General features: G+C 39.9%; 22 protein-coding genes and 2 pseudogenes. 12 read left to right on the forward strand and 12 right to left on the reverse strand.

What is annotated here, in order from left to right; all coding sequences use genetic code 11:
* Positions 1–219: 219 nt before the first annotated feature.
* A complete protein-coding gene (locus tag D1970_RS21085) occupies positions 220–615 on the reverse strand; it encodes a DUF6262 family protein (RefSeq protein ID WP_119114823.1) in 396 nt (131 codons plus the stop codon).
* Positions 616–669: 54 nt separating this feature from the next.
* Complete coding sequence (locus D1970_RS21090) at positions 670–984, reverse strand: hypothetical protein (RefSeq protein WP_119114824.1); 315 nt, start codon at positions 982–984, stop codon at positions 670–672.
* Between the two features lie 1,078 nt (positions 985–2,062).
* Between D1970_RS21090 and D1970_RS21095 the strand changes: the two genes are divergently transcribed.
* The 6 genes from D1970_RS21095 to D1970_RS21120 all read left to right on the forward strand — a co-directional run bounded on the left by D1970_RS21095 (position 2,063) and on the right by D1970_RS21120 (position 6,179).
* The gene (locus D1970_RS21095) at positions 2,063–2,332 is read left to right on the forward strand and encodes a hypothetical protein (RefSeq protein ID WP_119114825.1); all 270 of its coding nucleotides are present in this window, start codon (positions 2,063–2,065) and stop codon (positions 2,330–2,332) included.
* Positions 2,241–2,687, forward strand: a complete 447-nt coding sequence (locus D1970_RS23530; RefSeq protein WP_219915798.1) for a DUF6076 domain-containing protein — start codon at positions 2,241–2,243, stop codon at positions 2,685–2,687. Before D1970_RS21095 ends, D1970_RS23530 begins: the two co-directional genes overlap by 92 nt.
* An 89-nt stretch (positions 2,688–2,776) precedes the next feature.
* Entirely contained in the window at positions 2,777–3,442 is a 666-nt protein-coding gene (locus D1970_RS21105; RefSeq protein ID WP_119114827.1) for a response regulator transcription factor, read from the forward strand.
* 81 nt (positions 3,443–3,523) lie between these two features.
* Entirely contained in the window at positions 3,524–4,438 is a 915-nt protein-coding gene (locus D1970_RS21110) for an ABC transporter ATP-binding protein (protein WP_119114828.1), read from the forward strand.
* Complete coding sequence (locus D1970_RS21115) at positions 4,431–5,261, forward strand: ABC-2 transporter permease (protein WP_119114829.1); 831 nt, start codon at positions 4,431–4,433, stop codon at positions 5,259–5,261. The genes D1970_RS21110 and D1970_RS21115 overlap by 8 nt, the downstream gene beginning before the upstream one ends.
* A 15-nt stretch (positions 5,262–5,276) precedes the next feature.
* The gene (locus D1970_RS21120; RefSeq protein WP_119114830.1) at positions 5,277–6,179 is read left to right on the forward strand and encodes a sensor histidine kinase; all 903 of its coding nucleotides are present in this window, start codon (positions 5,277–5,279) and stop codon (positions 6,177–6,179) included.
* 371 nt (positions 6,180–6,550) lie between these two features.
* On the opposite strand, the gene D1970_RS21125 is transcribed toward D1970_RS21120, so the two are convergent.
* From D1970_RS21125 to D1970_RS21150, 6 genes are all read right to left on the reverse strand, one after another.
* Positions 6,551–8,026, reverse strand: coding sequence for an alanine/glycine:cation symporter family protein (locus D1970_RS21125; RefSeq protein ID WP_119114831.1), 1,476 nt, complete (start codon positions 8,024–8,026; stop codon positions 6,551–6,553).
* A gap of 177 nt (positions 8,027–8,203) precedes the next feature.
* Positions 8,204–9,688 (reverse strand): aldehyde dehydrogenase family protein, encoded by a 1,485-nt coding sequence (locus D1970_RS21130; protein ID WP_119114832.1) that lies wholly within the window; start codon positions 9,686–9,688, stop codon positions 8,204–8,206.
* 60 nt (positions 9,689–9,748) lie between these two features.
* Positions 9,749–10,645: a 4-hydroxy-tetrahydrodipicolinate synthase gene (gene dapA, locus D1970_RS21135; protein ID WP_119114833.1), complete on the reverse strand. Its 897-nt coding sequence runs from the start codon at positions 10,643–10,645 to the stop codon at positions 9,749–9,751.
* A 46-nt stretch (positions 10,646–10,691) separates the two neighbouring features.
* Complete coding sequence (locus tag D1970_RS21140; RefSeq protein WP_119114834.1) at positions 10,692–11,645, reverse strand: proline racemase family protein; 954 nt, start codon at positions 11,643–11,645, stop codon at positions 10,692–10,694.
* On the reverse strand, positions 11,642–12,682 hold the full coding sequence (locus tag D1970_RS21145) for a proline racemase family protein (protein ID WP_119114835.1): 1,041 nt from the start codon (positions 12,680–12,682) through the stop codon (positions 11,642–11,644). Before D1970_RS21145 ends, D1970_RS21140 begins: the two co-directional genes overlap by 4 nt.
* On the reverse strand, positions 12,679–13,851 hold the full coding sequence (locus D1970_RS21150; RefSeq protein WP_119114836.1) for an NAD(P)/FAD-dependent oxidoreductase: 1,173 nt from the start codon (positions 13,849–13,851) through the stop codon (positions 12,679–12,681). Before D1970_RS21150 ends, D1970_RS21145 begins: the two co-directional genes overlap by 4 nt.
* A 171-nt stretch (positions 13,852–14,022) precedes the next feature.
* Between D1970_RS21150 and D1970_RS21155 the strand changes: the two genes are divergently transcribed.
* Genes D1970_RS21155 through D1970_RS21170 form a run of 4 tightly spaced genes read left to right on the forward strand, consistent with a single transcriptional unit; the run spans position 14,023 to position 17,597 of the window.
* Positions 14,023–15,699, forward strand: a complete 1,677-nt coding sequence (locus D1970_RS21155) for a sigma-54 interaction domain-containing protein (protein ID WP_119114837.1) — start codon at positions 14,023–14,025, stop codon at positions 15,697–15,699.
* 58 nt (positions 15,700–15,757) lie between these two features.
* A complete protein-coding gene (locus D1970_RS21160; RefSeq protein ID WP_119114838.1) occupies positions 15,758–16,024 on the forward strand; it encodes a (2Fe-2S)-binding protein in 267 nt (88 codons plus the stop codon).
* Positions 16,021–16,353 carry a (2Fe-2S)-binding protein gene (locus D1970_RS21165; RefSeq protein WP_119114839.1) on the forward strand — a complete coding sequence of 111 codons (333 nt, stop codon included), beginning with the start codon at positions 16,021–16,023 and terminating at the stop codon, positions 16,351–16,353. Before D1970_RS21160 ends, D1970_RS21165 begins: the two co-directional genes overlap by 4 nt.
* A complete protein-coding gene (locus D1970_RS21170) occupies positions 16,350–17,597 on the forward strand; it encodes an NAD(P)/FAD-dependent oxidoreductase (protein ID WP_119114840.1) in 1,248 nt (415 codons plus the stop codon). Before D1970_RS21165 ends, D1970_RS21170 begins: the two co-directional genes overlap by 4 nt.
* A gap of 53 nt (positions 17,598–17,650) precedes the next feature.
* On the opposite strand, the gene bioB is transcribed toward D1970_RS21170, so the two are convergent.
* Positions 17,651–18,646 carry a biotin synthase BioB gene (bioB, locus tag D1970_RS21175; RefSeq protein ID WP_119114841.1) on the reverse strand — a complete coding sequence of 332 codons (996 nt, stop codon included), beginning with the start codon at positions 18,644–18,646 and terminating at the stop codon, positions 17,651–17,653.
* Positions 18,647–18,852: 206 nt separating this feature from the next.
* On the opposite strand from bioB, the pseudogene D1970_RS21180 reads away from it, so the two are divergent.
* A pseudogene (locus D1970_RS21180) lies at positions 18,853–19,035 on the forward strand (ASCH domain-containing protein); the annotation flags it as partial.
* Here the strand turns inward: D1970_RS21180 and D1970_RS21185 are convergent.
* The 3 genes and pseudogenes from D1970_RS21185 to D1970_RS21195 form a co-directional block, all read right to left on the reverse strand.
* Positions 19,032–20,011 (reverse strand): annotated as a pseudogene (locus tag D1970_RS21185) (DUF4158 domain-containing protein); the annotation flags it as partial. The pseudogenes D1970_RS21180 and D1970_RS21185 sit on opposite strands and share 4 nt — an antisense overlap.
* A gap of 31 nt (positions 20,012–20,042) precedes the next feature.
* Positions 20,043–20,588: a recombinase family protein gene (locus tag D1970_RS21190; RefSeq protein WP_098307600.1), complete on the reverse strand. Its 546-nt coding sequence runs from the start codon at positions 20,586–20,588 to the stop codon at positions 20,043–20,045.
* A gap of 342 nt (positions 20,589–20,930) precedes the next feature.
* Complete coding sequence (locus tag D1970_RS21195) at positions 20,931–21,629, reverse strand: Crp/Fnr family transcriptional regulator (RefSeq protein ID WP_119114842.1); 699 nt, start codon at positions 21,627–21,629, stop codon at positions 20,931–20,933.
* Between the two features lie 88 nt (positions 21,630–21,717).
* Here D1970_RS21195 and D1970_RS21200 point away from each other — a divergent pair, with 88 nt between their 5' ends.
* A complete protein-coding gene (locus D1970_RS21200; RefSeq protein WP_119114843.1) occupies positions 21,718–22,500 on the forward strand; it encodes an HAD-IIB family hydrolase in 783 nt (260 codons plus the stop codon).
* The last annotated feature ends 136 nt before the right edge of the window (positions 22,501–22,636 follow it).

The following is a 22,636-nucleotide window of genomic DNA, read 5'->3' on the forward strand; positions in this document are numbered from 1 at the left end:
CAGATATATATTCTGGATGACCTTATAATACGAAAGGGCGCGATTGTGGAGCAACACAGGTAAAAAATGATCAAATTTTTTTATAAAACCGAAACTAAAATCTGCAGGAAAAAGATCAATTTTGAACAATCTTTTTTCAAAATGGATTCTTTTTTCTTATCTAGAGTGCTGACATGTAAGGTATTTTTGATCAAACTTATTTCAAAGTAACACTTTTTATTAAAGTTCTTTAAATAAACCTGCCAATTTTATATTTTCTTCTTCACGTAATTGTTTGTTTTCTTCCTCCAACTCTTTAATCTTTGCTTCCAGTTTTTCAATTCTCCGTCTAAGAGAAGCGATCATTGCGTTTTGATTATTTTCATCTCGTTTAGTTCTTGAATTTTGATATGCCTTTTCTTGTTGGTTTCGTAAGAAATCAATGCGTTCTCGAAGCTCAGGATGATTGTATAAGGTTGTTTTAGTAACACCAACTTCTTTTGCTATGCTGTTGAAATTAATAGCCTTAGAATCCTTTGTCAGACGTCTAATGGCGTTTTCCACTTTCTCCTTGGTTTTTCGTTTACGCTCTTCGTGTAAGTGCCTTATTTGTTCTTCACGGTTGAAATTAGCCATTCCTAACTCCTTTCTTTTTCATACGTTCTAGTTAAAGTCCTCGCCTACTTCTTATTATTCATAAACCGCTGCTTGTCTAATGAATGTTATTCCTCCATTAAACCAGTGGGGACTTTCCGTAGTCATAACTGCTATAATGCTTGGCCCATCGACCGTTTCCATGATTTCATATTTATCATTTATATAAGTGTATGGGTAAGTTCTTGTAACGCTATCATCAATAAATTCTATGTGTGAAATATATAAATCGTTTTTAAAAAAAGAGCTTTCATTAGGAGTGTAGACAAAACCATCACTACTCGAGATCTTGAGATTTTCCTCTAAACTACTTTTTAGGTTTTCAATAGCGCGGTCTTGTTCAAAGACCACTTTCCCCTCACCTATTTCCGATGGAGAAACTGCTAATGAACAAGCATGAAAAATAGAATGACTGTTAACGTTTTTATTTGTCTCTATTTCAAGTACACCATAGTCTTCTGCCTTATTGATTTGTCCTTAATCAATTAAAGCAATGCTTAACCCAGGAATTTTATAATGTTCCATCCGTTCAGTAATGTTTATTTTTTTAAGTTTAATATAATCCCCATTCATGGAAAATAAGTAAATATTAAACAAAAATACAAATTAATATTAACATAAAAAAGCTCCACCACTATGTGGTCAGAGCACACAGAAATCAGAAAAAAGTTTTGAATATGTCTTCTTTCCTCCCGCACTTCATACAAATATATTCGATTTCGAGCGTATCTTATCGACCTTTGTGGACAGTATCACAGCCGCACTTTTCACAGAACTTTGTCAAAGTGGTCTCTTTCATGGCAGAAGACCTGCTTCCTTTTATGTTCTTTTTGTTTTACCCATTAAGTACGTTTATATCCTTCTATTTTCGAAACGATACGTTAATCTGTTCATTCAATGTTCGAATCCGCCCTCATTGCACTTTCAAGGTAGTCACTCCTTGAAGTTATCACAGAACCTATTATTTTATCTCATACTGCATTACGTTGTGCCTTTACTTCATCTTCTACCTCTCCCATTTCTTCATAGGTTATTCCATATGGACAACCGCCCATTGTTTAGGCTGCAATATAAAAGAATGTTTCAACAAACTCTTCTTTCAAACCCTTTTTACGCTCCATGATCAATCATTTTTGTCGAAGTTTCTTACTTTTGTCCCACTACCTTTTCCCTCATTCCCTTGGGGATTCTGCTCCCAAGGTGATAACAGCTGCTTTTGATTCATAGTTAATGGATAGGTGTGGCGTTAATATAAAGTTACAACGTTTTAAAAAAAGAGGCGATGTTTTTAAGAAAGTTGCGATTATTTGCCCACCCAGCGTATCAATCAAATTTTGCTGGATGGGTCAAAACTGTCTGACAGTGATTATGATAGAATAGAATCAAAGATTGGAGCGAGGAAGAAGTTGCTGAGTGGTGCAAAATTCTGTTGTTCCAAGATGCGTGTAAACGTCAAAAACTGCTGCGGGGAGATTTTGAATTTATCCTTGGAGAGATGGCTGGCATGGAAGGGCTGACCTCTCGGCAGAAACTCTATCTGCTCTCCCTGCGTGGCCGGAAATATTTGACCGGTCGTTTTCAAACGACGCTTATGCCAACAGAATATATTGACGAAAAAGCAAGCGAAGAAATCATGTCCACCCTCCGAGAACGGAAAGTGGACATGGTGGAAACCTATTCATTTAAATACGCTGGATGATATTATGCGGTTCGACCTGTTCCAGCTTTTGAACACAGATCAGCCGATTCGCAAATGCAAATGCTGCGGCAGATACTTCATCCCGCACAACCGTATTGATGCGGAATACTACCAGTTCATAGGGTACTGCGTTACCAAGCCTTGCTCGGTAATAGGCCCGCTGCGGAATTACCAGAATGCCCGCAAGGATAATCCGATTCATACGGAATTCTGCAAGGCATACAAGCGGAATAATTCCCGTGCCAGATATGGCTCTATCAGCCATCAAGAGTTTTACGAATGGAGCGAGGCACAGTGTCTGTCCGGGGAAATCTCACTTGAAGAATTCCGGGAGTGGCTGGGGAACAAAAAATGATTTTTCCTCACAAAGAGCGTTAACCGCAAATAGTCAACAATATAAAAACGGTTATATCCATAACCCTTGGAAAAGGTGGTCAATTATCTGTGAAAACAATCGCCATTATTGAAGATGATGAACATATCGGAAATATTCTGGCAGAAACTTTGACCCGTGAAGGATATGGTGTCCTGCGGGCATATTCCGGCACAGAGGCACTATTATTATTTCAGCAGTGGACACCGGATTTGGTGTTGCTTGATTTGATGCTTTCCGGACTATCCGGAGAGGAATTGCTTCCCAAAATTAAAGGTATTCCCGTGATTGTTGTCAGTGCCAAGGTCGGGATTGATGATAGAGTCAATCTTCTGTTAGGGGGCGCTGCCGACTATGTAACCAAGCCCTTTGAAATGAAAGAATTGCTGGCTCGTATTACCGTTCAGCTTCGCAGCGGAAGTGACAATTCCTCCGTCCTGACAGTTGGCGATTTGGTGTTAAACACGGCCTCTCACGAGTTGAGCGTACAGGGCAATCCAGTGCATTTGACGAAAACAGAATTCGCAATCATCAAAATCCTGATGCAAAACCCAACACATGCCATTGCAAAATCGGTGCTGCTCGACCGCATCAGTCTGGACACACCGGACTGTATGGAAAGTTCTCTAAAGGTTCATATCAGCAATCTGCGCCGTAAACTCCGGGAAGTCAGCGAAAAAGAATACATTGAGGCCGTATGGGGAATCGGCTTTAAGCTTTGTGAGATGAAATCTTAACTATTTCTTTACTATTTTCTTTACCGCCTTCTTAACTTTTTCCCGATAAACTCCATACATCTAAAGTAAGGAGGCAAAACAATGGATTATTGTTTAATAACCAATGACCTAAAAAAATCATACGGGCATTTTACGGCTCTGAACGGGCTGACCATGAAAGTACCGAAAGGGTCAATTTATGGCTTTGTAGGGAAAAACGGTGCGGGTAAGACAACGCTCATTCGTTTGATTTGTGGTTTGCAGCAGCCGACGGCAGGAGACTATACGATGTATGGCAGAAAACACACAGCTAAGGATATTGTGAAATCCCGTCGTCGCATGGGTGCTGTGGTGGAAACGCCGTCGATCTATCTCGATTTGACTGCGGAGGAAAATCTCAGAGATCAATATCGTGTGCTGGGACTTCCGTCGTTTGATAATATCCCGGAACTTTTACAGTTTGTGGGCTTGGCAGACACAGGAAAAAAGAAAGCAAAGAATTTTTCGCTGGGTATGCGCCAGCGTTTGGGCATTGCTATCGCTCTTGCGGGCGATCCGGATTTTCTTGTTCTGGATGAACCAATCAACGGACTCGATCCGCAGGGTATCATTGAAATGCGTGAGTTGCTTTTGAAGCTCAACAAGGAACAACAGATCACAATCTTAATTTCCAGCCATATTCTGGATGAACTATCCCGCTTGGCAACCCACTATGGCTTTGTCGATCATGGGCAAATGGTTAAGGAAATCAGTGCAGCAGAACTGGAGGCAGCTTGCCGGAAATGTATTCGGCTTCAGGTATCTGATGCTGGTGCGCTCGCCCGTGTGCTCGACCATCGGGGAATGGAATACACAATCCGTTCGGAACACGAAGCCGATGTGTTCGGAAAATTCAGCGTCACCGACCTTACAATGGAACTTGCGAAGAATAACTGCGAAGTCCTTTCTATGAGTGAGCGGGACGAAAGTCTTGAAAGCTATTTTATCGCTCTGATCGGAGGTGGCCAACATGAATAAGCTGTTATCTGCACATTTCTCACGCCTGTGGAAAAGCAAAACGCTCCTGCTTTACGTGGCCGGTATGATGCTGTTTGCCGGTGTAATGCTGTTCAATATTTACAGAGGTACTGGTTTGTATGAAACCAGTCTGCAATTTAATGATCTGCCAATTTTTGTTTTCAACATTTTTATTGGAGGAGTTTTGGCTGCGTTTGTAAGCCTGTTTCTGGGTACAGAATACAGTGACGGTACGATGTGCAATAAGCTGATTGTGGGGCATCGGAGAAGTGACCTTTATCTGTCCAATCTGTTTTCCAGTTTTGTTGTGGGACTGATTCTTGCGATTGTCTATGTTGTCGTTGTTATTGTGGGTGGCATTCCGGTACTTGCTTCTTTTGAGGCAGATTGGAAAATGATATTGCTTTTACTAATAAGTAGTGTGTTGTTGATTCTGGTCTATGCCTCTATTTATACCATGGTGAGTATGCTGTTTCAGAATAAAGCTGCGGTGGCAGTGACTACCTTAATCGCATTTTTCGTTTTGCTCATGGTAGCAACTCAACTGCAAAGTCGGTTGAGTGCAGAGGAATTTTACACATCTGACACACTTACGGATGCAGGAGAATATGTACAGGAATCAGTGGCTAATCCTAACTATCTGCGTGGCACAGAAAGGGCGGTATATCAGTTCTTTTATGATTTCCTACCGACAAGTCAAGCCAATCAAATTGCAATGAGCAATATGGCGAATCTGGTCCAGATGTGGATTTATTCTTTGGCAATTACGGTCATGACCACGGTTATTGGATTGTTAGGATTCCGTAAAAAGGACATTAAATAACGGAGAAGGTGTGAAATGGAAATCGGATTGTGGCTCTTATGTGGCGTATTAGTGTTTATCGTTATATTTCTTGTGGGAAAGGTGTATCTTATACGGAAATCTGCACAGGAAATACAGGGCTCATTGGACGAAATAATCACATCCGATACCAATATTTTGATTAGCATTTCCAACCGTGACAGACAGATGCAACAGTTGGCGAATAGCCTGAACACCCAACTTAGTACGCTACGCCGAGAGCGTCACCGTTATCAGCAGGGCGATACTGAATTGAAGGAAGCAATCACAAATATTTCCCATGATTTGCGCACTCCGTTGACTGCTATTTACGGTTATCTCGATCTGTTGGAAGGGGAAAATAAGTCTGAATCCGTACAGCTGTATTTTGATCAAATCCAGAATCGGGCTGAGGTCTTAAAGCAACTGACAGAAGAACTTTTCCGCTATTCGATTATCACCTCTGTGCAGGAAATAAGCTATGAGGATTTGACCCTGAATCGGGCGCTGGAAGAGAGTTTGATATCCTACTACGGCGCATTAAAGGGGCGGAATATCGAGCCAGAAATCGAGATTCCAGATTCACCGATTCATCGGGCACTTGATTCCACTGCCCTCAGCCGTATTTTAGGAAATATCCTAAGCAATGTCATCAAATACAGTGATGGCGATTTGACGGTAAGGCTCCATGGGGATGGGAAAATCACTTTTACCAATTCTGCCAAGGATTTATCGCTGGTTATGGTAGGAAGGCTTTTTGATCGCTTTTATACCGTTGAAGATGGCAGAAGCTCCACGGGATTAGGATTATCTATCGCAAAAATTCTGACAGAACGTATGGGTGGACACATAGACGCTGATTATCAAGACGGAAAACTAACGGTTGAATTGTATTTTCCAGAAAAAAATCAAAATATATAAAGTGAGAAAATGAAAATTGAAACTGAACGATTAAGTATTATAGCCCTTACTCCCGAACATTCGTTGCCTGTTTTGCTACTGCGTCTTAGATAACAAAAGCTCTCTTGCTGCTTTAACAACAAGAGAGCTTTTGTGTTTTGCCCCCGTTCACCTGGCTTAAAACGAGTAAGTTTGAATCTACCTCCTTATCGCTCTCTGCCTAAAGCTGGTGGGTTTCTTCTATTATAAAATCAACGTTCGCAGTCCACTTTTAATCAAACTTTATTCCAAAGCTACAGAAGGAGCATTGATTCCAAATGATTTAGAAGAATAACGGACATAAAAACAGCTCCCAGCATGGAAACTGTCTAAGACTAATATAGAAATCCGATTTACCCGATTGATCTTTTGTTTTTTGGAGGAGTGGCACCCGCTTCCTTAATTTTCTCTTCCCAAAAATCAGCTCCTTCTATACCAGCTTTTAAAGGATCAAAAACAGGATTTTTCCCTTCTTTTCTTTGTATCTCGTAATCCTTTAATACCTTTAAGGCAGGCTTCGCAAGCAGCAGGATTGCCAAGAAACTGAGCCAAGCCATAGATCCAATCCCTAAATCACCTAAAGCCCATACCAAGGATGCGGAATATACGCTTCCAATAAAGGTCATGAAAAGAATCCCGATTTTCAGCAACGGTTTAAGCCAACTGTAGTTAAGCTTTTCCGTCAAGTAAACAAGTGTAGTTTCTGAAATATAGTAATAAGCAAGCAAGGTGGTAAAAGCGAAGAAGAAAATAGCGATAGACACAAATCCTGGGCCAAAACCCGGCAAAACAGTTTCAACTGCCATCTGGGTATAGGCCGGACCCGCTTCGACATTTCCCAAAGATTGTGAAATAGGTTCCTTACCTTCAGGTGTGACGTTATACATACCAGTTACAAGTATCATCAGTGCAGTAGCAGTACATACGACTATAGTATCAATATAGACTGAAAAAGCCTGTACCAAGCCTTGTTTAGCAGGATGCGACACTTCTGCCGCAGCTGAGCTGTATGTCGCTTCTCCAGCACCGGCAACATTCGAGAATACAGCGCGCCTAACTCCCCAGGCAATAGCTGCACCTACAATGCCTCCAAAAGCCTGATTTACGCCAAATGCACTTGAAAATATTAGGGAGAACATTTCTGGGACTTGGTTAAAATTTACACCTAATACAATAAACGTAACGGCCACATAGCCTAGTGCCATAAATGGAACAACAGTCTGCGAAACTTTGGCTATCCTTTTAACACCGCCTAGAATGATTGATCCGAGCAAAACAACAAGGAGAATTCCTGAAACAGTCTTACTTAAACCAAATGCATTTTCAAGACCTACAGCTATGCTGTTAGCTTGTACCCCAGGCAACAATATTCCGTACGAAATTGTTACGACGATAGCCATTATTACAGCAAACCACTTCATACGTAATCCTCTTTCAATAAAGTAAGGTGTACCACCTCGATATTCATCGCCTACCTTACTTTTATAAACTTGCGCAAGCGTTGATTCGATAAAAGCACTGGACCCGCCTAAAAGTGCCATTACCCACATCCAAAAAACAGCACCAGGCCCTCCATACGCAATCGCTGTGGCAACGCCTGCAATGTTCCCAACCCCAACACGGCCTGATAATGCCAGGCAAAAAGCTTGAAACGATGAAATACCTGATTCTGAGCTCTTTCCTTCAAACAATAATAAGATCATCTCTTTAAAGTACCTTATTTGGACAAAACGGGTCGCAATAGAGAAAAACAGTCCTATACCTAGCGCAAAGATTACCAGTCCGATACCCCAAACATGACCGACCATCCAATTTACAATCTCACCCATCCCCAAATCCCCCCGGTACTAAGATTTTTTTGAAAACGCTATCAAAATTTTCCTCTTCAACAGTTCGATGTATTTGCCTTACATTAGAGGTGGTAATTAGGCTCAAGTTTAATTACAATGATACCTTTCAATATCATCACCATTAAGAATTTTTCCAAAAGACGGATGCCTTTTCCCCTACTTTATATTCACCCAAACACTTTTTACTTCAGTATAGTTGTTGAGTGCATACGAGCCCATTTCTCGACCAATTCCTGATTGTTTATAACCTCCAAAAGCCGCGGCAGGATCCTCGAGATTGTAATCATTGATCCATACTGTACCAGCTTTTAATTTGTTGGATATTTGATGAGCTTTTCTGATATCCTTGGTCCAAACTCCTGCCGCCAATCCGTATGGCGTGTTATTTGCTCTATCTATTACTTCTTCCACCGTATCGAAAGAAAGAACAGCAGCAACCGGTCCGAAAATTTCTTCCTGCGCAATCACCATATCATCTGTAACATCAGCAAAAACGGTTGGTTTTACGAAATATCCCTTGCTAAAAGCTTTCTCTCCTCCGGCAGCCAGCCTCGCACCTTCTGCTTTACCTTTTTCAATATAACTAAGCACACGCTGCAATTGTTTCTCTGAAACAAGCGGACCCATTTCTGTATCCTTATCCATACCAGGACCGAGTCTAACTTGGTTTGCAAGATATACCAGTTCTTCCACAACTCGTTCATAGTTCTTCCGCTGTACAAACACACGTGATCCGGCGCTGCAGTTTTGTCCATGATTGTACATTATTCCGTTAAATGCACCAGGAATAGCGGCCTCTAGGTCTGCATCATCCATAATAATGTTTGGTGATTTGCCGCCAAGCTCCAGTGTAATATTCTTAATGGTCTCTGCTGCCTGGCGCATGATATATTTCCCTGTAGCAGTAGAACCTGTGAAAGCAACTTTATCAACATCAGGATGGTCTACGATAGCTGATCCAGCCGTTGGGCCGTAACCTGGCACAATGTTTATTACACCATCGGGAAAACCAGCTTTCTTAATAAGGCTAGCAGTATATAAAATCGATAAAGGAGTTTGCTCTGCAGGTTTCAGGACAATCGTACAGCCCGCTGCAAGCGCTGCTCCCATCTTCCAGGAAGCCATTGTCAGTGGATAGTTCCAAGGAATTATTTGGCCAACAACCCCAATTGGTTCGTGCTTCGTATAGTTAAGATAATCCTCAGAAATGGGGACCGTCTGACCTAGAATCTTCGTTGCCCACCCGGCGTAATATCTAAACTGTTCTACCGTTGCCGGGATGTCATCAGTTAGCGCCACCTGGTATGGCTTTCCGTTATCGAGTGCTTCCAATTGGGCTAATTCCTCTTTACTCTCCTCAATTAGATCAGCTAATTTGTAAATGAGCCTTGCTCTCTCCGCTGCCCCGAGTCTAGGCCATGGACCTACTTTAAAAGCCTGCCTTGCCGCTTTTACAGCAAGGTTAATATCTTCTGCTTGACCTTCGCTTACAATGGCAAGAACTTCCTCCGTCGCTGGGTTAAAGGTTTTAAACGTTTTCCCACTTACTGACGGGACAAAATTGCCACCAATAAAAAGTTTAATCGGGGCTCCCAAGAACTTTTTAACTAACGGTTTCATTTCTATTTGTGTAGTGAACATTTAAGCCCTCCTAAAAATAGTAGTTTTGAGTTCTCCTAAAGGCTGTTGTTCAGATAGTCTTTATACAAGCGAAACAATCTCTAAGTTTGTCAAAATACCTTTAAGGTTTTGTTCTTCATCATCCGTCAAGGCCAACCGTGGATAGCGCGAAGGCCCCCCAGCCTGCCCTACCAATTCCATTGCACGTTTGACAATTTGAACATATTTCCCAGAGCCTTCGAGGAATGCGCATAACGGCAGAATTTTATCATTGATTTCCCACGCTTTCTCCAACTCTCCGTTTTCAAAATAGCGAAACATGTCAGTCACAAGCTTTGGTGCAATATTTCCTGCGACCGATATCCAGCCCGTTGCACCAACAAAATAAGATTCCATCACCAATTCTTCCGAACCACAAAAAACTTCAAAATCACCTTTTCCTAGTCTAGCCAAATCTCTCGCTTTTCGAATATCCCCGCTAGATTCTTTAATATAAGCCACTCTTTCACAATCTCTGCCAATCTTCAACATTAAATCCGTGCTCATATCCACACCGGATGTGAATGGATTATTATATAGCATAATCGGAATATTTACTTTGCTCGATATTTCTTTAAAATGAAAATAGATCTCTTCTTCTTTCGGTTTGCAGTAATAAGGGTTTATAATTAATGCGCATTCTGCTCCAAGTGTTTCCGCCTGTTTCGTGTTCTCAATCGTTTCCTTCGTAGTTTCAGCAGAGGTACCGATAATAACGGGAATACGGCCATTAACTTCTTTTAATACACTCTCTGTGATTTCATATTTTTCTTCCTTTGATAAACTGACGAATTCACCTGTGCTGCCATTTATGACTATCCCTTTGACTCCTTGGCTCAAAAAGTAATTCACATTATTTTTCAAACCGCCCCAATCAATCTCTTGTTCTTTCGTCATCGGTGTAATCAAAACTGGATAAGCTCCCCGTACTGCTTTCATTTTTTCATTCCTCCTTCAATTCTCTGTATTCCCTTTGTTGATCAACCTATTTTAATAAAAAACCTGAGGCTAACGGATCAGTTGGATCGAGGATGAATGTCTGCATCCCTGTAATGAATCCTCGGCTTGAAATTGAGAATTTGCAGCTGGCTTCAGTTTGTGATTCAACACGAGCCTCCAATTCACTCCCGAAAATACTCTCATTAACATAAACTGCCTTCCCATTAATTCTTTCTTTTGCAAGCAAGCTCGTTAAGCAAGCCATCGTTGATTCAAAACCGGGCGAACGTAGAATATACCGGTCAGGCCTAAATGTTATGGATTTAATCCTACCTTCCTCAATTTTTGAGCTATCCATTAGAATTACTCCGCTTAAGGACGTCAATGTTTGAAGTTCATACAAAATTGTTCGTCCCCATTTGTTCAGCTCAACAAGTTCCCCTAGGCAAAGTTCAAAAGGAAAATCTTTCTTTTCAAACACAGCATATAATTGATTTGATTGAACTAAAGTAAACTGACATTGACCATAAGGAGAGTATAAATGTGTTTCTTTATCCCTAATTTGGAACAATCCACTACTCACCTGAACGGAAACCACTTCTTCTTCCTCAAGGTTGGCACAGACTGAAACTAGTCCATTTATTGTCTCGAGCTTATACAGATTATTTGGTTCTGATTGAATATGACCGCATTCAAGTAAAGCAGTAATGACAGCAACCAATCCGCCGTATTGAATGGGAACAGTGCCATCATGATTGAAAAACAATATAGCGGCATTCGCTTCCTTGTTAAAAGGTGGCGTTATTAAGCATCCATTTAATCCTGCAAACCCCCGTGGCTCATTTAGTAATAAGTTTTTCTCTTTTTCATAATGTGCCGGAAACATCATATCTAACTCTATAAGGCTTTCATAATGGAGGAAGGGAAGTTCCTTTATAATGCGAAATACTTCACCAGCTACGTGTACATCAATAGTTGAATAGTTTTTATTAATTTTCATATGACACCCTCCGTATCATGTTCTTCCATCGGAGGGATAAGCAAAAAACCTTCCTTTAGAGGATCTTTCTCATTGTAATAAAACTTGTGCATTCCCATAAGCCATGCAGAACCAGTTATCCTCGTCTCCACTGCCTCTACTCCTTCTACCTTTGTTTCTTTTATCACACACCCTCGGAATAAACTCCCTACAATACTCTCATGTACGAACTCTTCCAAAATCCCAATCTGTTTATTGGCATACATAACAGCCAGCTTAGCAGAAGTACCAGTACCGCATGGAGATCGGTCAATACCCCCGGGCGGAACAACCACTGTATTCTTCACATCTGCTTCAATGTTCGTTGGCTCCGTAAAAAATTCAATATGTGTTAAGCCAGAAATAAACGGATATTGAGGATGGGAAATATTCATGTTCTCATTTATACATTTCCTGATTAGGATAGCCTTTTCAATGATCTCAGAAGCATTGTCAGGTATGAGTTCCAGGCCAATTGACTTTGAATCAATGATTGCGTAAAAATTCCCACCATATGCGATATCCGCCTTTACAAGCCCTAAATCCTCTACTTCGACAGATACTGTTTTCAGTAAAAATGCTGGAACATTTGAAAACGATACTTCTTTTGCTTTCCCTTTTTGAACGGTAACCTCAGCTTCTACAAGCCCTGCAGGGGTATCTATTTTTATAGTAGTAACAGGCTCATCTACAGGTATCAGACCTGCCTCAACTAATGCAGTGCAGACCCCTATCGTGTCGTGTCCGCACATCGGTAAATACCCGCCGGTTTCTATATAGATCACTCCGATATCCGCATCAGGATGACATGGCTCAGTAAGAAGAACGCCAGACATTACATCATGGCCCCGAGGTTCATTCATCAACAGTTTTCGAATCCAGTCATAATCCTTTTTCATATGTTGCATTTTTTCGGACATTGTTTGACCATACAGTTTTGGGAGTCCACTAATGACCGTCCTTGTCGGATTCCCTCCAGTATGCGTATCAATTGTTGTAAACACTTTATGGGCCATCATCCTGACAGCACCCTTTCTTTAAAACGGTCAAAACAAAGCGGCTCGACTGGAATGGAAGTTTCCTTCCCGTTTATCATTTCCTCAACTAATTTGCCAGTGACCGCAGCAAGGCTTATTCCATCCCCCTCATGCCCCGCAGCAATGTAGAAGTTAGGAACCTCCTCCACTTTTGACACAATTGGTAAGTGATCTTTCGTCCATGGCCTTAAGCCGGCATAAGTACGGATAACTAGCATATCCCTCATTTTGGGATAAAAACGGATTGCACGATTAGCAATGCATTTAACTACTTCGTTGTTTACTTTCGTGTTAAAACCGGCGAATTCGCGGCTGCTTCCAATTAAAAAGTTTTGGCTCTCTGTCGGTTCAAACACTAGTGCGGCGCCGTATTTCTCCGTTTGGGGATCCACTTTGCGGGTTCCGCCAAATTTAGAGATTAAATAGCCAAACTCCATGACCTTTCGGCTTCCAACGTGCTGTTGCCTTGATGCCACAATAATATGTCCCTTTCTCGGTTTAATCGGTATTTTCAATCCAACCATTTCACCAATTTTCGGAGCCCATACACCTGCTGCGTTGACGATATGAGTCGCAGTAAAAGTTCCGTTTGAGGTGCTGACAATAAATCCACCGCTTTTTTGCTTAATTTCTTGTACTTCAGTTTTTCGATAAGCTTTCGCCCCTAGCTCTCTAGCTGTTTGAAGAAGAGAAAAAGCCAATAAATAAGGGTTTACAGTGGAATCAGTCGCGCATTCAAGCCCTCCTGCCAAATCATCGGCAAAGTACGGAGACTCTTGACGTATATCTTCTCTATCCAACATCTTGAAAGGTAATCCGGCTGTTTTCTGGCGTTCAACCCAATGTTGAGCAGCTTCCATTTCTTCTTCTGTCTCGCAGACAAGGATACTCCCGGGAGCACGATATTCAAATGAGTGTTCTAACTCATTACTCAATTCATGTACTAAACGTTGACTAAACAAGGACATCAGGCTATCAAAACCGGGATCCTTATCAATAGCCAAAATATTTCCATCACATCTTGAAGACGTCCCGCTGACAAACTCACCTTTTTCAATCAGGGTAACGTCTCTCCCCGATCTAGAAACATAGTAAGCAATAGAACAACCTATTATTCCGCCGCCGATTACCAGAACATCACAATGTTTCATTTTAGCTCCCCTCCTTTCCAAAAATCTCATAACTATTTATTGCAAAAAATGTGCCATATAGTTTTCGGGTTAAAAGCAAGATAATTAATTTAATATTTAAAAATTTTAGACAACGAGTGTATAATTATTTTGACATCGTTCAATTTTTTATACATTGCAAAGGAGGGTCTTATGATATTTTCTATCCGTACAATTAATGATGTCCTAATAAGAATTCCTCAAAAGTTCAATCCAAGATTACTCAAATTCTCTTGCGGAGAGTACTTCCTCGAAAATGAGCATGAAAGTATGATTCCATGCAGTAAATTAAAGGAGGATCATTCATTCGAGATGCTTATTGGGGAGTTTAAAAAGTTTTCTACTGTTGTTGTGCTCAATCAAAAAAACGAGCCTGTTGGTGTTTTAACATGCCAGCAAATGCTGTATTTTCTTTACTGTTTGTATCAACAATTAACAGCCTTCTATCAAACAGTTTTACTTACCACGGATGCCTCTGTTACTGTTGTTGATCGTGATGAACGTGTTCTTTCTTGGACAAAGGGTGCTGAAAAAATTTTCTCGGTCAAACATGAGGATATTATCGGCATGCCAATTACTACATTTTTTAATCGAAACAATCTTGAAATACTTCAATCATTAAAAAAAGGAAAAAACTTAATTGCTCATTACCATCAACCCAGATCAGATTTATTTGTACTAATTAACAGCAACCCGGTTTATTTCAATGACCAGATTATCGGCGCAGTAGTTTCCGAGACAGATATCACACATCAAGTTATCCTCAATGAGAAGCTGTTTAACATGTCTAACGAAGTACACCGGCTTGAGAAGGAAGTCGCAAGATATAAAAGTTCTCCTGATCCTTTTCATGCAGTTAAAGGAAAAAGCATCGCTATCACAAAAACAATTCAACTGGCCAAAAAATTGTGTTCTGTTAAGTCTTCCGTCTTGATTTTAGGTGAGAGCGGAGTAGGAAAAGAAGTCTTTGCAAAAGCCATTCATGAAGCAAGCAGCGGGTCCAGAACACCTTTTCTTTCCATTAACTGCGGAGCCATCCCAGCCTCGCTGTTTGAAAGCGAACTATTCGGATACGAGCGCGGCGCTTTTTCCGGTGCAGACCAGAAAGGAAAAAAAGGAAAAATTGAAATGGCTAAGGGAGGGACTTTATTTCTCGATGAAATTGGGGAAATGCCTTTAGAAATGCAAGTAAAGCTTCTAAGAGTATTGCAGGAAAAAAAATATTATCGGGTGGGAGGGGAAAAAGAAGTCAACATTGATTTCCGGGTCATTGCAGCAACTAACCGAAATTTGCAAGATTTAATGGCTCAAGGTAAGTTTCGGGAGGATCTATATTACAGGTTAAATGTCGTTACTCTTAATATTCCTCCTTTGAGGGGACGACACGAAGACATTATTGAATTGACCAATTCCTTTATTGATGAATTTTCATTGGCTTATGAGCGGCCAATCTATGAATTTTCTCCTGAAGTGTTGCATGAAATGCTTCAATACCACTGGCCCGGAAATATACGTGAACTTCGTAATGTTTCCGAACGCCTCGTCGTTTTTGCGACTGATGGCTTGATAAAGAAAGAATATCTGCCCTCCTTAAAATCCAGTACTCCTTCAAAAACTAAGGAGCTTCTATCTGATGCTCTTCCTGAAGCTGATGATGTCATTTTACCGCTAAAGGAAGAAATGGAACGTCATGAGAAAATGATACTTAAGAAGGCACTTAACTTGGTCAATGGGAATAAAGCAGAGTGTGCAAAATTGCTTGGAATAACTAGAGCGACATTATATAACCGGCTAAAGCGACTTTGTTTAGAATTACCGCCTTCCCTTTAGATTGGTACAATACTTGCATTTTTTACAGTACTGACACCTAAAGGAGGCAAAGACCAATATGTTTGAAAAAATGATAATATGCCGTTGCGAAGAAGTCACATATGGGCAGTTGTTACTCACCGTCAAAAGGCACCAATGTACAGCGAGAGAGTTAAAATTGAGAACAAGAGCAGGTATGGGATTCTGTGGAGGCAGAACTTGCAGAGTTTCGTTAGACAGGATGATAGAAAGTGTCATTCCCAACACCCCCCTCTGTGAAATCCCATTAAAATACCAGCCACCCGTTAGGCCGGTGTCTTTCGGAACGGTTGGTGAGGCTAAGTGACGAGGATACAGTCTCACCCTGTTTTAGGAAATACTAGCGAAAGATTACGCGTACCTTTTTACTTCGATGAAAATTTATATGAAGGTTATGAAAGTGAAACAATTGCGGCAGCCCTGTTGGCAAACGGGGTAAGAATGCTGCGTGTTCATGAAGAAAGTGGAACACCTCGGGGTCTATATTGTAATATAGGGCACTGTATGGAATGCCGGGTGACGGTTAATGGCGAGTCAAGTGTCAGAGCCTGCCTGACAACTATTGAAAATAACATGAAGATTTATAGTGGGCAGCAACTCCCTAATCCAGTAAAAAGGATGGTGGAGCAAGAATGATTGATGTGATTGTGATTGGGGCAGGTCCCGCAGGTCTTTCAGGGGCAATAGAATGTGCCCGCTATGGACTCAAGGTGACAGTTCTGGATGAATTTATTAAACCGGGAGGGAGATTGCTTGGTCAACTTCATCAGGAAACATCCGGAAACTGGTGGAATGGAATAAAAGAATCTGAAGAACTTCACTCAAAAGCTACATCATTGTCAGTTGATGTCCAGTGTGGTGTTAGCGTACACAATATTGAGAAAGTAGATGGTCATTGGTATGTTCATACCAATAAAGGAACACAACTAACATCGTTTGTTCTCATTGCAACTGGGGCTGCAGAATTTCCAATCCCTGTTCCAGGCTGGACACTCCCAGGTGTAATGTCAATTGGTGCTGCTCAGGTTATGACAAATGTGCATCGTGTCAAGGTTGGCAAGAAAGGTATTATAATAGGTGCTAATATATTAGCCTTTGCAATTCTAACTGAACTTCAGCTTGCAGGTATTCATGTTGATCGTGTTCTTCTTCCTGAAAAAAGCCCATTCAGCCAAAAAGCTGCTATACCTCAGGAAGTTCTTAAATCTCTTTTGCATTCGGCACACCTGGCCCCTTCCCGTTTATTACGTTTTGGCAGCAAGTTTATGAATAATGAAAAATTAAGACGCCTGGGAATCCGCCACTATCCGAAAAAAGGATTTAAGCTGAATGGTACACCGTTTCAATTACGCAAAGCAGCACTCGAAATCGTCGGGGTCAATGACGTAGAAGGTGTCCTTGTTGCAGATACTGATGAAGAAGGCAATACAATACCTGGTTCCGAGAAATTTTATGAAGCGGATTTTGTTTGTATTGCAGGTGGATTGTACCCACTTGCAGAGCTTGCCGCTGTAGCCGGCTGCCCATTCCAGTTTATTCCTGAACTTGGTGGTCATGTACCGGTACACTCGGAAAAAATGGAAACACCACTGGAAGGACTATTCGTTGCCGGTAATATAACTGGAATTGAAAGTGCAAAAATTGCTATGGCACAAGGTACAACTGCGGGTATCTCCATTGCAAATAGTTCCCAAAAATGTTCAGCAAATATTGATAAAGAGCTGCAGAAAGCTGTTCATAATGTTCATAATGTAAGGCGTGGCTCTCTAATTCACTTTAACCCTGATATAGAGAGCGGCAGGAAGATGCTGAAAGATATCTGGTCTTCTCAATATGAAATAAAAAGTTCCAAACTTAATAACCTCAAAAAAGGATCATAAAAACCCAGCGGCCTTTGCTGCTAGGTTTTTATGATCCCTAAGTTTTATCCAATTTACAACGCACATTCCTCAATCTCAAACCCGAGGTCTTCGATGATGGCCCAGTCGGAGTTTAGCTCTTGTCCTGCGGTTGTTAAGTAGTCCCCGATGAAAATGGAGTTTGCCGCATATAGGCCAAGAGGCTGCAAGGATTTGAGATTTACTTCCCGACCTCCTGCTATTCGGATTTCTTTTGTTGGATTGACAAAACGCATCATTGCCAGGAGCTTTAAGCATTTGCGTGGATTCAATTCGGCACGCCCTTCAAGCGGGGTACCATCAATGCTGTTCAGGAAATTGCAGGGTATCGAATCCGCATCAAGTTCCTTGAGTGATAATGCAATTTCAACGGCCTCCTCGTCGCTTTCGCCCATTCCAAAAATCGCACCAGAGCAAGGTGACATTCCCGACCCCTTCACTTTCTCCAGGGTATCGACACGGTCTTCATATGTATGCGTGGAAGCAATGTTCTCATAGTTTTCCTTGCTCGTATTCAAGTTATGGTTATAGCGGTGGACCCCAGCTTTAGCCAGCTTGCTTGCATGCTCCTCGTTTAAAAAGCCAAGGCAGCAGCATACTTTCAAATCTGTTGTTTCCCGGATTTCTTTCACTGCTTCAACCACATGGTCGATTTCTCTTGTCGTTGGCTTACGGCCAGAAGCGACGATGCAATAAGTCCCTGCTTTTCGTCGGATGGATTCCTGCGCCCCCTCCACAATCTTTTCCTTAGTCAGCCAGGCGTATTTGTCAATTGGCGCCTCGGAGACAATTGATTGCGAACAGTATCCGCAGTCCTCAGGACAAAGACCTGATTTCGTGTTGATGATCATATTCAGTTTAACCTTCTTGCCAAAATAATGGCGGCGAATCTCAAAAGCTGCATTTAATAAAGACAGTAGTTCTTCATCAGAAGCCTGAATCATTTCAACCGCTTCTTCCTTCGTAACAACATACCCTTCAAGAACCTTTTGCGCCAAGGCACCCCAATTGTTCTGCACTGTAATTGCCATTTATGTTCCCCCTATGTACAAAATCCATATGTCAACCTTTTAAAATAAAAGTTAACATATAAAAATATAGTAACATATAAGGTGGTGAAGTACTCAATAAAATTTAAATAGATTAATATTTCAGAATACAGTGTTATCATTAATCATGACGAGAACACTTTATTAAAAGGAGTCTATATATGAACCATGCAACATAGCAATTTTGGATAGATTATTGGGCAAGGCAAGGGATAGATAAACCTAAAAAGGTTACAGCATGGCAGTTTGGAGCGGATCCAGACCACTTAGCCCAATTGGGTATTGACGGTGTCAAAACGGCCACTTGTTCTGCACACATCTTTTACGAAAAGGAAAATGAACCGTTACCCTCTGTTGGTGACTACAGCATTTTTTCATTAACTGATTTTCCATTCTGCTTTTGAATTTCTTCTTGCTGTTTTCTTCCTTTTATTTGAAGATTCATGATTTGCTTATCATGAATCTCAAATGCTTGATCAACCAAGTCTTGCGTAAATCTATTAAATATGCAATCATGATCGCATACTTTTTGGTACTGTGAAATCTTCGGAACGAGAAGGGTTCATACCTTGCTCCTATTCGAGATAATTGTCGTATTCGATTTGGATGTAAACCTTTGGTGTCAAGCTTTAATGTCAATCTTTTTATGTAATCTAAGCGTTCAATTACTTTTAAAAATGCATCAGGAGAAAATTGGCCAGGTATTCCTCTTAGCCACGATAAATAAGTTTTTGAAGTATTAGGCATTGGATGGAGTAGTCTATCTAACTTTTCTTGTTGTGAAGAAGTCAAAGAGGAGGTTAGTACTTTAAAAATCTTTTCTTCTATGCGCTTACGCACTTCCCATACAGCTCGTTCTATTGTTGGTATTGCAGGTAAAATAATTTTCTCTTTTCGTAGTTCTTGTAATGCAGTTTGAATCAGATACATTGTATTTCCATTTTCTAATGCATATTGTTGTAGAAATTTAGAAATCCTTCGATAATCACGAATAGTAAAGTTACGATATCCATATTCTTTACGTATTTCTTCTAAGTGCTCTCGCCTAGTAGGTTCTCGTTTTGCATATGCTTCATAGACCATATGGTCTACACCAATTTGTTTAGCAACAAACTTTAAGAGTCCTTCAGGAATTGCTGGCATATTCGTAACAGTACATCCAGGATATCTTAAGATACAGAGCTGAACAGCAAATCCTAAGCGATTGTGATCTCTACGATGTTGATTAATGATTTCAAGATCCTCTGTAGAAAATGTGTAATGCAGTGCTAGCTCATGTTCTGTTTCAACAGAAATATGTAATAGTTCTTCTCTTTGTACAGGCGTGAAAAGTTCTTTTCCTCTCATAATATTTCCTCCATTTATAAAAGTAATGAGGTTACTTGTTAATGTATCGATACAATGTTGTTTTACTTAGACCGGTAGCCTCTGTAATTTGTTTAATGCTATATTCTTTACTTTGATACATTTTAAGAGCCATTTCTACTTTATCTGTATGTTTTTGTGGTCTTCCTCCTTTTTTTCCACGAGCTCTAGCCGCGTTTAATCCTGTTTTGGTACGTTCACTAATAATATCTCTTTCTAGTTCTGCAATGCTTGCCATCATTCGAAAAAAGAATTTTCCCATAGCATTAGATGTATCAATGTTGTCATGAATAGAAATAAAATCTACACCTAGTTCTTTGAATTTTTCACTTAACTCAATTAGGTGTTTTGTAGAACGAGAAATTCGATCAAGTTTGTAAACAACTATCTTATCGCCTTTGCGTAATACCTTTAGTAACTCTTCGAGTTGGGGACGATCTTTTTTTATTCCTGTCATTTTCTCCTGATATAGCTTTTCTACACCATATTGTTGCAAAGCATCTATTTGCATATCGAGATTTTGTTCTTCTGTGCTGACACGAGCATAACCAAAAATCAAATTGTTTCACTTCCTATCTAAATATATCTATTAAAATAGTACCAAAAACCTCATTGAATTAAAATAAGGAACTTTGTTTTTGGATATGGGTTTTGGTGCCAGATATGAATGAGTTTTCAACGCTTTTGTTAAAAAAACAAACAAGTCCCATAAACGGTCGTTTTTGGAACAGAACTTCATAAAACTCACATCAATTTTAGGGCACCATATCAGAAGTGGAGAATTAACGAATTTTATGTACAGAAACAACTATATTTTAACCCCGTCTTAAATTTAGAACGGGGTTATGCCTGTTTAGGTGTTAAAATTTAATAGCTTTATTGTCTTTTTACATTTTAAGATTTACTTATATCGGATTCCATTGGACATTTCTTCTAAATCGCTCCAATTCAATATACGAATAGAATTTTTATTTCTTTCAATGATTCTCTTTTCGGATAACGAATGAATAACTCGATTTAGATGTCGATATGTCGTGCCAAGTAAATCCGCAATCTCTTTTATATTTGAAGCCTTTAGCTCTATTCCAAAGATGTTATCTGGTTCGGGTGCTATTGTGGACATAAGATAGCTTGCAAACTTGTTTTCCACAGATGCTAATAAATTTACGCGAGAAGCTGTTGTACAAGTTTGAAGCTTATAGCTTACATGTTCTAAAAGTGTGTGTAAAAACTTCGGATTATTCATTTCATGTTGTTTTATATAATCAAAATGCAGTCCAATTAATAAGCAGTCATTAACTGCTTTAACTTGTGATTGAACGGGAACATTTCGAATTAATTCAATATCACCAATAATGGAAAAAGGTTGGACAAATCGTAGTAAAAGTGATTTCCCAGTTTCAACACTTGATGTTATTTTCATTTTCCCTTCCACTAAGAATAATAATGATTCTAGTTCAGTTCCTTCAAGTAAAACAATTTCATCTTGTCCATATTGTTGTAGTGTAAATGGGAGTTGTTTTTCTCGGCCAAACATTTCTTCAATATGATATCCTCGTAATTTTGTTTCGAGTAGCTTCAAGTTATGAACAAATTTCATATAATCCTCCTTTTGGGACATATGTCCTTTTTATTATAAAATAAACTGATATGATAAGAACAATAAAAAATTTTAGGAGTGGCATAAAATGAAGTTTGTATTTGATTTAGATGGGACAATTTGCTTTAAAGGTCAGCCTATTTCCGAAAGACTACTAGAATCATTAGAAAAGCTAGTAGCTCAAGGGCACGAAGTCATTTTTGCTTCAGCTAGGCCAATACGTGATTTACTCCCCGTCTTACATGAGCGTTTTCATCAATACCCAATGATTGGTGGAAATGGATCAATGATTGCAGTTAAAGGGAAAATCATATCAACGATTAGTTTTGATGAAGAAACGCTTACAAATATCGTTCAGTTACTTAGAACTTATAATGCTTCTTATTTAATAGATGGTGATTGGGATTATGCCTATACAGGTCCAGCTACACATCCAATTTTGAATAATCTTGATCCAGAAGGACGTGCTAAAAACGTTAAATTGGATACATTACAGTCAATCGTAAAAATTTTAGTGCTTACTTCAGATAATATGAAAGCAGTTGAAGAACGGCTTAGCAATATGAATGTTGTGGTTCACTCTCATGGGAATGAAGGAATACTAGACATAAGTCCAAACAGAATAGATAAGTGGAGTGGCTTGCAGCAATTAGGGGTGGAAGAAAAAAAATATATAGCATTCGGTAATGATGCGAATGATATTACAATGTTTCAACATGCTATGTATTCAGTTATGATTGGTGAGAGCTTACAACTAGCACCGTTTTCATCTGAACAATTAGTATTAAGTGAGGATACAGAAAACATCCTAGTACAAAGACTTAGCGAATTGGGAGAAATAAATACAATTACTAAGTTGGTAAACCTATAATACATAATCTTTGCTTTTATGAAATAATTAAAGCCTAATTTCTCGTTATTGTAGCTTGAAATTAGGCTTTTTTATATGTTATATTTCCTTAGCGTATATTATCGAGAGCGTAAAATATCTTGTGTAAATGAAAAAT

Origin of the sequence: Mesobacillus zeae, from assembly GCF_003570705.1 — a bacterium.
GTDB lineage: Bacteria > Bacillota > Bacilli > Bacillales > Cytobacillaceae > Mesobacillus_C > Mesobacillus_C zeae.